This is a genomic window from Afifella sp. YEN Y35 (assembly GCF_047553465.1).
In the GTDB taxonomy this organism is placed as follows: Bacteria; Pseudomonadota; Alphaproteobacteria; order Rhizobiales; family Afifellaceae; genus Afifella; species Afifella aestuarii.
Map to the genome: position 1 here is coordinate 2,685,087 of NZ_CP180203.1, position 12,373 is coordinate 2,697,459.

The 12,373-nt window shown below is 65.9% G+C and carries 12 protein-coding genes; 5 read left to right on the plus strand and 7 right to left on the minus strand.

The window, feature by feature from the left end; all coding sequences use genetic code 11:
* Positions 1–47: 47 nt before the first annotated feature.
* Positions 48–2,240 (minus strand): TonB-dependent hemoglobin/transferrin/lactoferrin family receptor, encoded by a 2,193-nt coding sequence (locus ACK8CP_RS12790; protein ID WP_414832057.1) that lies wholly within the window; start codon positions 2,238–2,240, stop codon positions 48–50.
* 112 nt (positions 2,241–2,352) lie between these two features.
* Positions 2,353–2,535: a hypothetical protein gene (locus ACK8CP_RS12795; protein ID WP_414832058.1), complete on the minus strand. Its 183-nt coding sequence runs from the start codon at positions 2,533–2,535 to the stop codon at positions 2,353–2,355.
* On the opposite strand from ACK8CP_RS12795, the gene ACK8CP_RS12800 reads away from it, so the two are divergent.
* From ACK8CP_RS12800 to ACK8CP_RS12820, 5 genes are all read left to right on the plus strand, one after another.
* A complete protein-coding gene (locus ACK8CP_RS12800; protein ID WP_414832059.1) occupies positions 2,534–3,406 on the plus strand; it encodes a heme/hemin ABC transporter substrate-binding protein in 873 nt (290 codons plus the stop codon). The genes ACK8CP_RS12795 and ACK8CP_RS12800 overlap by 2 nt on opposite strands.
* Positions 3,407–3,417: 11 nt before the next feature.
* Positions 3,418–4,509: a FecCD family ABC transporter permease gene (locus ACK8CP_RS12805; protein WP_234629665.1), complete on the plus strand. Its 1,092-nt coding sequence runs from the start codon at positions 3,418–3,420 to the stop codon at positions 4,507–4,509.
* A gap of 8 nt (positions 4,510–4,517) precedes the next feature.
* Positions 4,518–5,303, plus strand: a complete 786-nt coding sequence (locus tag ACK8CP_RS12810; RefSeq protein WP_414832060.1) for a heme ABC transporter ATP-binding protein — start codon at positions 4,518–4,520, stop codon at positions 5,301–5,303.
* A gap of 170 nt (positions 5,304–5,473) precedes the next feature.
* The gene (locus ACK8CP_RS12815) at positions 5,474–7,045 is read left to right on the plus strand and encodes a putative bifunctional diguanylate cyclase/phosphodiesterase (protein ID WP_414832061.1); all 1,572 of its coding nucleotides are present in this window, start codon (positions 5,474–5,476) and stop codon (positions 7,043–7,045) included.
* A gap of 99 nt (positions 7,046–7,144) precedes the next feature.
* Positions 7,145–7,849: an SDR family oxidoreductase gene (locus ACK8CP_RS12820; protein WP_414832062.1), complete on the plus strand. Its 705-nt coding sequence runs from the start codon at positions 7,145–7,147 to the stop codon at positions 7,847–7,849.
* On the opposite strand, the gene ACK8CP_RS12825 is transcribed toward ACK8CP_RS12820, so the two are convergent.
* From ACK8CP_RS12825 to ACK8CP_RS12845, 5 genes are all read right to left on the minus strand, one after another.
* Positions 7,833–8,105, minus strand: coding sequence for a hypothetical protein (locus ACK8CP_RS12825; RefSeq protein ID WP_234629669.1), 273 nt, complete (start codon positions 8,103–8,105; stop codon positions 7,833–7,835). The genes ACK8CP_RS12820 and ACK8CP_RS12825 overlap by 17 nt on opposite strands.
* 13 nt (positions 8,106–8,118) lie before the next feature.
* A complete protein-coding gene (gene feoB, locus ACK8CP_RS12830) occupies positions 8,119–10,674 on the minus strand; it encodes a ferrous iron transport protein B (protein ID WP_414832063.1) in 2,556 nt (851 codons plus the stop codon).
* Positions 10,667–10,930, minus strand: coding sequence for a FeoA family protein (locus tag ACK8CP_RS12835; RefSeq protein WP_414832064.1), 264 nt, complete (start codon positions 10,928–10,930; stop codon positions 10,667–10,669). The genes feoB and ACK8CP_RS12835 overlap by 8 nt, the downstream gene beginning before the upstream one ends.
* Positions 10,931–11,102: 172 nt before the next feature.
* Positions 11,103–11,891, minus strand: coding sequence for a DUF4198 domain-containing protein (locus tag ACK8CP_RS12840; protein WP_414832065.1), 789 nt, complete (start codon positions 11,889–11,891; stop codon positions 11,103–11,105).
* 22 nt (positions 11,892–11,913) lie between these two features.
* A complete protein-coding gene (locus ACK8CP_RS12845; RefSeq protein WP_414832066.1) occupies positions 11,914–12,225 on the minus strand; it encodes a hypothetical protein in 312 nt (103 codons plus the stop codon).
* Positions 12,226–12,373: the final 148 nt, after the last annotated feature.

Here is a 12,373-nt window from a genome sequence, read left to right on the forward strand (position 1 = left end):
CTCACCGTCCCCGCGGGCCTCCTCTGTCCGGCGGCTGGCCGTCCGAGTCAGCCACCGAAACGCAATGTGGCGCCGAGCTTCACGCTCAAGCCGGGCTCGTAGACGACCGACGTCGTGGTCGCGTTGAGCGGATTGGCGTAGCGCACATCGAAAAGGTTCTCCGCACGCAGGCTGGCGCGGAAATTCTCGTTCACGTCGTAGCGCGCAAAAGCGTTCACGAGCGTGTAATCCTTGGCGTATTCCGCCCCGTCCGGGGCGATGTTGTGCTCCACCTCGCCACCGAAGCTGAGGCGCTGTTCGAGGAGGCGAAAGCCGAGAGACCCGCCGAGCTGCGACGCCGGAATGGAGACGATATCCTCCTTGACCCCGTCCGCCTTGCGCCAGCCGTCGATGATGGAGGCCGTCAGGCCGCCGAAAATCCAGCCGGCATCGTAGGCGGCTTCGAGCTCGAAGCCGTGCAGCCGCGCCTCGGCGAAGTTCTGATACTGGAAGCAGATCGGCGCATAGGTCGGGCTGCCCAACAAATCCGGCCGCAGCGGACAGCCGCTCGTCGGATCGAAGGCCGACAGCGTCTGCCCGTCGATGAAATCGTCGACGTCGTTGTTGAAATAGGCGGCCTTCAGGCGCAGCCGATCGTCGGCGACGAAGAGCGAATCGCGCCGGTAATTGACGCCGAATTCCCAGGTCTTGCCGGTCTCCGGGCGCAGATCGGCATTGGGCAGGAAGGGAAAGGCGACGCCCGAAGGATGCAGACCGCTGATCAGGGTCTCCGTCGTCGTCGGCGAGCGGTAGCCTTCCGCGTAGGTGCCGTAGACCTGCAGCCCGCCGAGGACCGGCCCTTCGAAGGGCGAGACGCCGACGGTCAGGCGCGGCGACAGCCGGTCGCCGTCGCTGTCGACATCCGTGCCGTCGAGTTCATAGCTGTCGTAGCGCAGGGCCCCGATGACCTCGAACCAGTGCCAGGTGAGCTTGTCCTGGACATAGGCGCCCCACACCTTGCGATCGCCGGAGGGCGTATAGACATCGCTGCCGCCGAGCGGGCTCGATGTCGTCACCTCGTCTTTCAGCCAGTCGCCGCCATAGGTGAGCTCGTGCGCCAGCGCGCCGGTGTCGAAGCGCGACGTGTTCCACAGATCGATCCCGTAGGTGTCGAGATCGTAGCTGGTCTTGGAGCCCGCCGGAACGTTGATCACCTCGCCCGTCACGGGGTCGAACTGGCGCACATCCGTCAGATATTCCTGGTCGAGCTTCGCCTGGTTCCAGGAGCCGTTGATGTGGAGGTCGATCCAGGGATTGTCCGGATCGTCGAGCGCGTAGCGCGCCGTCAGCGTGTTCTGCGTCAGATCGAGATCGGAGGCACCCGATCGTTCCTCCCAGCCGTCGTCGGTGCCGATCCAGCCGAGACGCAGCTCGCTGTAATCGTTCGGGCGGATGCTCGTCTTCAGCATGCCGCTCAAGACGTCGAAGCCGGTGCCCGACACCTCGTCGCCATGGCCGTCGTCATATTCGGAATAGTCGCGCCAGACGAGATTGCCGAGAACGTCGATATTGTCGTTGATGCGGGCGGCCCCCGTCCCGCTCATCGTCCAGCCATTGCCGTTGGTCTCGTACTGACCGGTGAAGGAAATGGCGTATCGCTCCCATTCCTTCAGAAAATCGCGCGCATCCTTGGTCTCGAACATGACGACGCCGCCGATCGCGCCGGAGCCATAGGTGTTGGCGACGGGACCGCGGATGACATCGACCTGCTTCACCAGCATCGGGTCGATCCAAAAGGTGCTCTGCGTGCCGTGTCCTGAGCGCTGGAAATCCTGGCGCGCCCCATCGACGATGACGGCGACGCGGCCGAAATCCTGCAGGCCGCGAATGTTGACGGAGGAGCTCAGGCGGCTCGAATCGGCCTGGACGGCAACACCCGGCACGCCCTGCAGCATTTCGAGCGGCGTCGTCGCCATCTTGCGATCGAGCTCTTCCTGGCCGAGCCGGCTCACCGATGCCATAGTCTCGATGGCGCTTTCGCGGGTGCGGCTGATGACGGTGATCTCGTCGAGCGTCGTCACCTTCGGCTGGGCCTCCTGCGCAGCCTCGGACGCGTCACGCTCTGCGACCGCCGCCTCCTGCGCAAAGCCCGGAGCGGACAGCGCCAGCGACGCGGCACTGGCCAACAATGCGCCATGCCATTTCGGCCGATAACCCCAGCCGCGCCTTCCGCCCTCGTCCTCACGCCTGCCCCAGCCCATGCCCTACTCCTCTTGCGGTCGGTGACGCCCGCGTTAAAACCTGACTTTTCACGTCATATATGAGCTGCGTAGAAAGTCTGATTTTTTTTGTCAACATTCTTTGGCAAGGAAGTTAGGATGCCCCCAACATCGAACCGACGACATCGAACGGATTGAGGACGGCCATGACGGACAGGACAGGGACCGGATCGGCAAGGTGCGGATCGCCAAGACGCGGATCGCCAAGATGCGGATCGCCAGGTCGGGACGCGCGCGGACTGAAGGCGGGACGCGTCAAAGCTCGCGCGCTTGCCATGGCGCTTCTCGGCTTCGCCCTCTTTGCCGCCCCGGCCGCGGCAGAGGATACGGCGAGCGCACAGACGCAGGCAGCCTTTGCGCCAAAAGCCTCGCTCGTCGCCATCGGCGGATCGATCACCGAGATCGTCTATGCGCTCGGCGAGGAGGACAGGCTCGTCGCCCGCGACACGACCAGCACCTATCCGGAGGCAGCGAAAGCCCTCCCCGATGTCGGCTATATGCGCCAGCTCGCCCCGGAAGGCGTTCTCTCCGTCAATCCGGGCGGCATCCTCGCCATCGAAGGCAGCGGCCCGCCCGACGCCGTACACGTCTTGAAGGAATCCGGCGTGCCCTTCGTCACCATCGACGAGGGCTATGACCGCGACAGCGTGCTCGCCAAGATCCGTGAGGTGGGGAAAGCGCTCGGCGCCGAAGAAGAGGCTCAGGCGCTTTCCGATGAGGTCGGCGGCGAGTTCGACGCGCTTGAAAAGGAGACCGCCGCCGTTTCCTCGCCCAAGCGCGTCCTTTTCCTCCTCTCCATGCAGGGCGGAAAACTCCTCGCGGCCGGCACCGGCACGGCCGCCGACGCGATGATCCGGCTTTCCGGCGGCGAAAACGCCATCTCCGGCTACCAAGGCTACAAAGCGCTCTCCGAGGAAGCCGTCCTCGATGCGGCGCCCGATGCGATCTTGATGATGGCGCAAGGCGCAAGCCACGGCATCGGCGCCGATCAGGTCTTCGCCAATCCGGCCCTCGCCGCGACACCGGCGGGCGAGGCGAAAAACCTCATCCGCATGGACGGGCTCTATCTTCTCGGCTTCGGTCCGCGCGCGGCATCCGCCGCCCGCGAGCTCCACCGGGCGCTCTACGGCGCGCCGGCCTCCAACTGAGGGCGCCTCCCATGACGCTCGACATCCTTCTGCCGGCGGCGGCGAAGCGCCGGTCGCTGCCCGTCGGGGATCGCTCCTTCGTGGCGAGGGCGACGATCGTTCTTCTGGCGTTTCTTCTCGGCGCCACTTTCCTCTTCAGCCTGACGGCCGGCGCCTCCGACGTCTCTCCCCTGCCGCTTCTGCGCGATCTCGTCTTCGGCGGCGGCGAGGTGTCGGCGCGCGACCGGCTCATCATCGGCGATATCCGCCTGCCCCGCGCCGTTCTCGGCAGCCTCGTCGGCGCGTCGCTCGCCGTCTCCGGCGCCGTCATGCAGGGGCTTTTCCGCAATCCTCTTGCCGATCCGGGCCTTGTCGGCGTCTCCGCCGGGGCCGGTCTCGGAGCGATCGTCATCATCGTTCTCGGCTCGGGCGTGCTCGCTCCGGTGATTGCGCCTCTCGGTATCTACGCGCTGCCGTTTGCGGCCTTCTTCGGCGGGCTCCTCACCACCTGGATCCTCTATCAGGTGGCGACCCGCCGCGGGCAGACGTCGATCGCCACCATGCTCCTGGCCGGTATCGCGCTCGGGGCGCTCGCCGGCGCCGTCTCCGGCATCCTCGTCTTTCTCGCCAACGACGCGCAGCTGCGCGACCTCACCTTCTGGGGGCTCGGCTCGCTTGCCGGCGCCAGCTGGGTCAAGATCGCCGCCGCTGGCCCGATCATCGTCGCGGCCCTTCTTGCCGCACCGTTTCTCGCCCGCTCGCTCAACGCCATGGCGCTCGGCGAGGCGGCGGCCCATCATCTCGGCATTCCCGTGCAGCGCATGAAACTCATCGCCATCGTCACGGTCTCGGCCGCGACCGGCGCCTCCGTCGCCGTCTCCGGCGGCATCGGCTTCGTCGGCATCGTCGTGCCGCATCTCCTGCGGCTTCTGATCGGGCCGGACAACCGCTACCTGCTGCCGGCCTCGGCGCTTCTCGGCGCCGTCATGCTGCTTCTCGCCGACGCGATCAGCCGCACCATCGTGGCCCCGGCCGAATTTCCGATCGGCATCGTCACCGCCGCGGTCGGCGCACCCTTCTTCCTGTGGATCCTGCTGCGCCGGCGCGGCGTGCTCGATCTGTGAGGGCCAAGATGATCGAAGTGGAGGAGCTTTGCGTCAGCCTCGGCCGGCGCCAGATCCTGAGCGATGTCGGCTTCACCGCCTCGGCCGGCGCCATGACCGTCATCGTCGGGCCGAACGGCTCGGGCAAGACGACGCTCTTGCGCGCCATCTCCGGCGAGCTCGCCTCGACGGGAACGATCCGCATCAACGGCCGCGACAGCCGTGCCCTGAAACCCTTCGAGCTCGCCGCCCTGCGCGGCGTGCTGCCCCAGGCGACGGCCCTTTCCTTCCCGTTCACGGTGCGCGAGGTCGTCGGCCTCGGTCTCAACGGCGCCTCGGCCAGACTGCCGCCCGAAGAGGTCAGGCGGCTGCCGGAGGAAGCCTTGCGGCGCGTCGATCTTGCAGGCTTTGCCGGGCGTTTCTATCAGGAGCTCTCGGGCGGCGAGCAGCAGCGCGTGCAGCTCGCCCGCGTCCTCTGCCAGGTTTGGGCGCCGATCGCCGACGGCGAACCGCGCTGGCTCTTCCTCGACGAACCCGTCTCCTCCCTCGATATCCGCCACCAGCTCGTGATCATGCGCCTTGCCGCCCAGTTCGCAGCCGCGGGCGGCGGCGTCCTCGCCGTTCTCCACGACCTCAACCTCACGGCCATGTTCGCCGACAAGGTGGTGATGATGCATGACGGGCGGGCGCGCGCCATCGGCTCACCGGCCGAGGTCATGACCGACGACCTTCTGGAAGATGTCTTCGAATGCCGGCTCGGCGTCGGCGTCGTTCCGCCCGGCCCCTTCGTGCTGCCGCAATCCGCGGCGCGCTAGCCGAGCTGGCACAGGGCGACAAGGCCCCCACAAGCGATTCCCGGCTAGAATTCCCGTTCAGCTCCGTTGAAGGCACGTGGTGCGCGCGCCTTTTAGACCCCGTTCATCGATTGTCCGTATGGAGCGAAAAAGAACATTGCGGGTTGAAACCTTTCATGTCCGGACCATCCGTGAAGAGGACCATCGCCTTCGTGCTCCGCCATAAATTCCGCTTCATCGATTTTCCGATCGTCCTGATCGCCACGCTTGCGATGCTCTATGTCGGCATCGTCATCGACATCTTTGCGAACGCGGCGGGCAACACGCCGGCGGAGATGAGCATCGAGCGCGACGAATTGATCGCCGTCTCGGTCGTTTTCCTGCTCGGGCTCGTCTGGGCCGTCCGCCGCATGATCCGCGAGCGCCAGGAAGCCGCCCGAAAGGCCCGCACGGCGCGGGAAATCCAGCGCCTCGCCTTTCATGACGCGCTGACCGGCCTGCCCAACCGGCGCCAGTTCGACGCCGCGCTGAAAGAGGCCGCGGCCTCGCCGCCCGGAAGCGATGCGAGCCATGCCGTGATGATGCTCGATCTCAACAGCTTCAAGCGCGTCAACGACGTCTTCGGGCATGCGGCCGGCGACGAAGTCCTGATGCAGGTGGCGGCCCGGCTGCGCCGCGCGGTGCGCGGCAACGATCTCGTGGCGCGTCTCGGCGGCGACGAATTCGCCGTGCTCGCCACGCATATTTCGGGCGCCGAAGCGGCGACCGGGCTCGCCCTGCGCATCATCGACGCGCTCACCCCGCCGATCCGCGCGGGCGGCGGGGAACACGCGGTCGGCACGGCGATCGGCATTTCCCTCACGCCTCAGGACGGCGGCGTGCCGGCCGAACTCTTGCGCAAGGCCGACATCGCGCTCTACCGCGCGAAGGGCCAGGGTCATTCGGCCATGCGCTTCTTCGAAGAGGAAATGGATCAGCATGTGCGCGAGCGCAGCCGCATCGAGGCGGCGTTGCGCGTGGCCATCCAAAAGCAGGAGATCACGCCGAGCTATCAGCCGCTCGTCGATATGAAGACGGGCACCGTCAAAGGCTTCGAGGCCCTGGCGCGTTGGGACGACCCCGAGCTCGGCAAGATCGGGCCGGATCGTTTCATCCCCGTCGCCGAAGACAGCGGCCTCATCGCCGCCTTGACCGACCTCCTTCTCAGCAAGGCCTGCCGCGACGCCGCCACCTGGCCTGACAAGACCATGCTCTCCTTCAACGTCTCGCCGCTTCTCCTGCGCGATCCGAATTTCGGCATCAAGGTCATCGCGCTTCTCGGCCGCACCGGCTTTCCGGCCGAAAGGCTCGAACTGGAGATCACCGAGAGCGCGCTCGTGCGCGACCTCGCCGCGGCGCAGGCGACGCTCGGAACGCTCCGCCAGGCCGGGGTGCGCATCGCGCTCGACGATTTCGGCACCGGCTATTCGAGCCTCTATCACCTGCGCAATTTCAAGCTCGACAGCATCAAGATCGACCGCAGCTTCATCCATTCGATGGCGACGGATCCGGAAAGTGCCGCGATCGTCAAAGCGCTCGTCGGCCTCGGCGCAGGCCTCGGCCTCGAAGTCACGGCGGAGGGCGTGGAAACCGAAGAGCAGCGCCTTCTTCTCGCCGAGCAGGGCTGCAACCAGGCGCAGGGCTTCTTCTATTCCGAGGCGCTCGGAGCCCAGGAGGCGCTCGACCTCTTCGCCTCGATCGAGAAAGCCCGCCGAAGCGCCTGAAGCTCCGGATCGGCTCGCGGCGCGCCCGCCTGCCGAACACCGTTTCGTCGCCAACGCCGCAATGCCATAAGCGGCGGGACAAATCTCGAGGAGGCCGACATGGCAGAGCGAAAAGTCGCGATCATCACCGCCGGCGGCAGCGGCATGGGCGCCGCGGCGGCACGCAAGCTCGCTGAAGACGGTTTTTCCGTCGCGATCCTCTCCTCCTCCGGCAAGGGCGAAAAGCTCGCAGAAGAGCTTGGCGGCTTCGGCGTCACGGGCTCCAACCAGTCGCCCAAAGATCTCGAGCGCCTCGTCGCCGGCACGATCGAGCGCTTCGGCCGCATCGACGTCCTCGTCAACAGCGCCGGGCACGGGCCGAAGGGGCCGATCCTCGACATCTCCGACGACGACTGGCACGCCGGCCTCGACGTCTATCTGATGAACGTCATCCGCCCGACGCGCCTCGTCACGCCGCACATGCTGAAATCTGGCGGCGGCACGATCATCAACATCTCGACCTACGCCGTCTTCGAGCCGGATCCTCTGTTTCCGACCTCCGGCGTCTTCCGGGCGGGGCTCGCCGCCTTCACCAAGCTCTTCTCCGACAAATATGCGGCCGACAATCTGCGCATGAACAACGTCCTGCCGGGCTTCATCGACAGCCTGCCGGAAAAGGAAGACCGGCGGGCGCGCATCCCGATGGGGCGTTACGGCCATGCGGAGGAAGTCGCCGCGACGATCGCCTTCCTCGCCTCCGACGGGGCCGGCTACATCACCGGCCAGAACATCCGCATCGACGGCGGCATCACCCGTTCGGTGTGAGGTCCGGGCGCGAATGCGCGGAATGATGTCCGCCGTCGCGACTGGCCTCCGCCTCCGGCACGGCAAGCGGGGCGAAACAGGCCTCCTTGCAGCTGCCGCGGCCGACGCAATCGACACAGGACGGCCGCCGCCGGAAGAGCTTTTTCTTCAGAAAGACGACGGCCAGAAGCACGATCGCTGCAACGGCGAGCCATTCGAAGCCCCCCGTCGCCGCCTCGCGGCTCAGATCGATCGCCGGCTGCGTTTCGGCGTTCATCGGCTCTCTCCCCTCATGACACGGCGCCTCGCGGCGAATAGCCCGGTGGCGGCAGGACCCGGCCGAAGGGGCGCTTGAAGAGCCCGACGAGGATCACCGCCGCGAACGCCGTGAAGTAAGTGATCGTCAGCGTCTCAAGCCCCGACAGCGCAAACATGCCGCCGAGCGTGAAGACGGCGCTCGCGACGCTCAGGCCGAGAAAAGTCGGAAAGACGATCGAAAAGATCATCCAGCGATAGGATTGCGTCTGCACGCGCACCATGATCGTCGTGGCGAGGCAGGGCGGATAGAGCGCGAAGAAGAGCATGAGCGCGACGGCTCCGAGCGCCGAATAGCCGGCGGCGCGCTGCTCCGTTCCCATGCGCTCTTCGAGCGTGTCGTTCTCGCCATCCGACGGCTGGAAAAGAACGCCGAGCGTCGCGACCGAGCTCTCGCGCGCCGCGAAAGACGAGAGCAGCGCCACGTTGATCTTCCAGTCGAAGCCCGCGAACTGCGTCACCGGTTCGAGACTGCGCCCGACCTGGCCGAGGAGCGAATTGACGATCCGCTCTTCCTTCATCTCGCGCCTCAGCGTCTTGCGCGTCGTCGCAAGCGTCTTCAACGCGCGCTCCGCCGCGCGCGCCTCTTTGTCGGAGGAGCGTTTCAGGAACGGATAGAAGTCGGGATAACGGGTTTCGTAGCGCGCATCGACGGCCCTCGAGGCCTCCGCCCCCTGCGCCATCAGCTTCTCGGTCCGGTAATCGGTGTAGACGTTGACGAGGCCGGTGAGCGCCGCCTGATCGGGCACGGCGGCAAGATAGGGATTGCCCGCCATCTCGTCGTAGAATTCGGCGATCGCGGCCTCGGCCCGCCCCTCATAGACGGCTTCCTGGTCGGCACTGAGGCCCGGAAACTGCAACAGCACATAGACGACGACGGAAACCGCGACGACCACCGTGCCGACCTTCTTGATGTAGAGCCAGGTGCGGTCGATCGAGCGGCGCACCACCCCCGTTAAAGTCGGCAGATGGTAATGCGGCAGCTCCATCACGAAGGGTGCCGTCTCCTTGTGGCGCAGCACGGAGACGGAGAGGAGCTTGGCGACGAGCAGGGCGGCAAAGATGGTGATCGTCGACAGATAGAAGAGGACGAGCCCCTTCGCCTCGACGAAGTAGATGTTGATGAGAAGCGTATAGAGCGGGATCTTCGCCAGACAGTTCATGAACGGCACGGTGAGGATCGTCGCAAGCCGCGCCCGCTCGTCCGGGATGCCCTTCGTCGCCATCACGCCCGGCACGGCGCAGCCGCCGGCAAAGACGCCCGCCAAAATGAAGGGCAGCGTCGATTGCCCGTGCAGGCCGAAGCGGTGCAGGATCCGGTCGAGAATGAAGGCGATCCGCGCCATGTAGCCCGAATCCTCCAAAATCGCGATCAGCGCGAAGAGGATCAGGAAGATCGGCACATAGTTCAAAAGCGTGTTCGCGGAATCGACCATCCACAGACCGAGCGAGCGGATCTGCGGATCGTAGAGGAAACCCGCCTCCGGCAGCCATTGCGCCGCGAAATTGCGCAGGGAGGCGAGAAACGGCCAGGTCACCTTGGTGAGCTCGTAGCCCTGGACGATGGAGATCTCGTAGATCCCCCAGACGACCAGAACGAGGAAGATCGGTGCCAGAATCCGGTGCAGAAGCAGCCGATCGACACGCTCCGAGGCGGAGACCGCACCCTTGCGGCTCTCCCTCACAGAGGCGGTGACGATCTCGCCCGCAAAGCGGTCGCGGATGGCCGCGACATGGTCGCCGGTCGAGAGATCATGCGCCGTCTCGAAACTCTTGCGCGCCTCGGCGACGTCCTCCAGGAACACGGCCTGACGCGGATCTTCGCGCACGAGCCGGACCGCCTCGGCATCGCCTTCGACGAGCTTGACGGCGAGCCCCCGCACGGCGGCGCCGGCATCGAGACCGGAGGAATCGGCAAGCCGCTCCTCCACCCAGCCGATCGTCTCTTCGAGCGCGCCATAATCGAGCCGCGCATCGGAAATCGCGGGAGAGGTATCCGGCTCGTCGGCGATGCGGCGGATCGCGGCGCGCAGCTCCTCGCGGCCGACGCCCTTGCGCCCGATCGAGGCCACGACCGGCACCTTCAGCTTCCGCGCCAGCGCATTCAAATCGATCTTGAGGCCGCGCCGCTCGGCGACATCCATCATGTTGACGACGACGATGAGCGGATGGCCGAGCTCGATGAGCTGCGCCGTCAGATAAAGCCCGCGGCGCAGATTGGAGGCATCGAGCACGTTGACCACGACGTCGGGCCGCTCCTCGTAGAGAAAGCGGCGCACGACGCGCTCTTCCAGAGAAAACGACGTCAGGCTGTAGGTGCCGGGAAGGTCCACCACCTCCACCCGCCGGCCGTGGTCGAGATAAAAGCCGCTCTTCTTGTCGACGGTGACGCCCGGATAATTGGCGATGTGCTGGGCCACGCCGGTCAGCGCATTGAAGAGCGTCGATTTGCCGGCATTCTGCTGTCCGGCGAGCGCCACGCGCAGGCGCCGCCCCGTGGCCCCCTCAGCGGCGGGCGATTTCTCAGTCACGTTCCACCTCGATCGTCGCCGCTTCGGCGCGACGCACCGTCAAGACCGCATTGCCGACGCGGATCGCGATCGGATCGTTCAAGGGCGCGGCCCTGATCACCGTCACCTCGGCGCCGTTGACGAGGCCGAGGTCGAGAAGCCGCTGGCGGATGGCGCCACAGCCTTTCAGCCGGGCGACCCGGCAATGGGTTCCGGGCACGAGATCGTTGAGCGAGCAAAAGCCGTCCCGGCCGCATGGCGCCTCGTCTCGGGGCATCCCGCCCCGGCCTGCCCCCTGGCCCAATCCGTGGCCCAATCCGGAGCCATGTCGGCGCTGGCGTCGGCGCAGTCGGCGCATCCCGAAGAACTGGCCTTTCATATCGATCCTCGACCCGTTTTCCCTCAGAACAGTCCTCCCCGCCGGCAAAGCGGCGGGGAGGACCTCATTTTCAGTTGAGGTCGTAGGCGCGCACCCAGATGACCGCGTCCTGGCTCAATTCCTTGCCCTCATGCTCGGTGACGGGGCCGGAACCGAGCGCCGCGAAGCCCCAGAAGCCGGCCTTCGGAACGCCGAAGGTGAATTCGCCGTCCGCATCGGTCACCGCGACGAGGGCGCCGCCCGGCATCGGCGAAGCGGTCGGCTCGCCCGGCCTGTCGGCATCGATATCAGGCTCCGCCGCCATGTACTCGATCTCGATCTCCGCACCCGGCACCGGCTTTCCCTCGGAAAGAAGCACGCCGGAGAAGGTCGACCCGGCGACGATATTGGTCGGCTTGTTCAGGGGCACGATCTCGGTCGCCAGGCCGATCGGCTCGTTCCAGCCGGTCGGAATGCCGCCCTTGTTGACGAAGGATTTCGTCAGCTGCTGGATGTAGATGTCTTCGCTCTGCTCGTAATAGGGCGCCGGCACCAGGGCGAAGATGTAATCGCCGTTGCGCTTCACCGGCACGGTCGCCTCGAAGGCCTTCGCCTCGTTGCCGGCACCGTGGAAGGTGATCGGCTCCAGCGTCGGGGCGAGGTCCTGCCTCTCGCCCTTGAAGACCACGAAAAACTCCTCCGGGTCGCCCATATCCATGGCATGGCCGTTTTCCATCGGATGCCAGAAGATCATCTTGAGCGGCAGATCTCCGGGCTTTTCCAGGTTCACCTCGGGCGTGTAGACGAGCTGGAAATGCGCCAGCGCCGGGCTCGCCAAAAAAACCGCAGAGGCGGCAAGAGCGAATAAGGTCGCCTTCATCGTCGTTCTCCGCATTGCTTCGCTATTCGACGATCTCGTCGCCCGGGACTTCGATCTGGTGGCCCTCGCCGCCGTCGAAGAGAACGGAATAGGCGCCGTCCGGCTTGTCGAACTCGAACTCCGAGTTCTCGTCCATCTTGCCCTCGCTGACGGTCTCGCCGTCGCCATTCTGGACCTTGACCGGCACGTTGGCGGCCGAGGCACCGTCGGAGAAACCACCCTCGCAGAGGACGGTCCCGTCACCATTGTCGTAGCAGGAGAAAAGCGGCGTATGCGCCAGAGCCGGCGTGAAACTGAAACCGATCGCGGCGGCGATAACGGCTCCGACTGTCATCTCGTGGCGAACCTTCACGATTGCGTCCTTTCCGAAAGGGCTTTGCAACGATGGCGGCAGGCTGACGATGCGCATGCGCAGGCCAGCTCGGCCGCCCGACCTCATCCTGACTCTTATTCTCATATTATGATCTGAGAGGCCCTCCAAT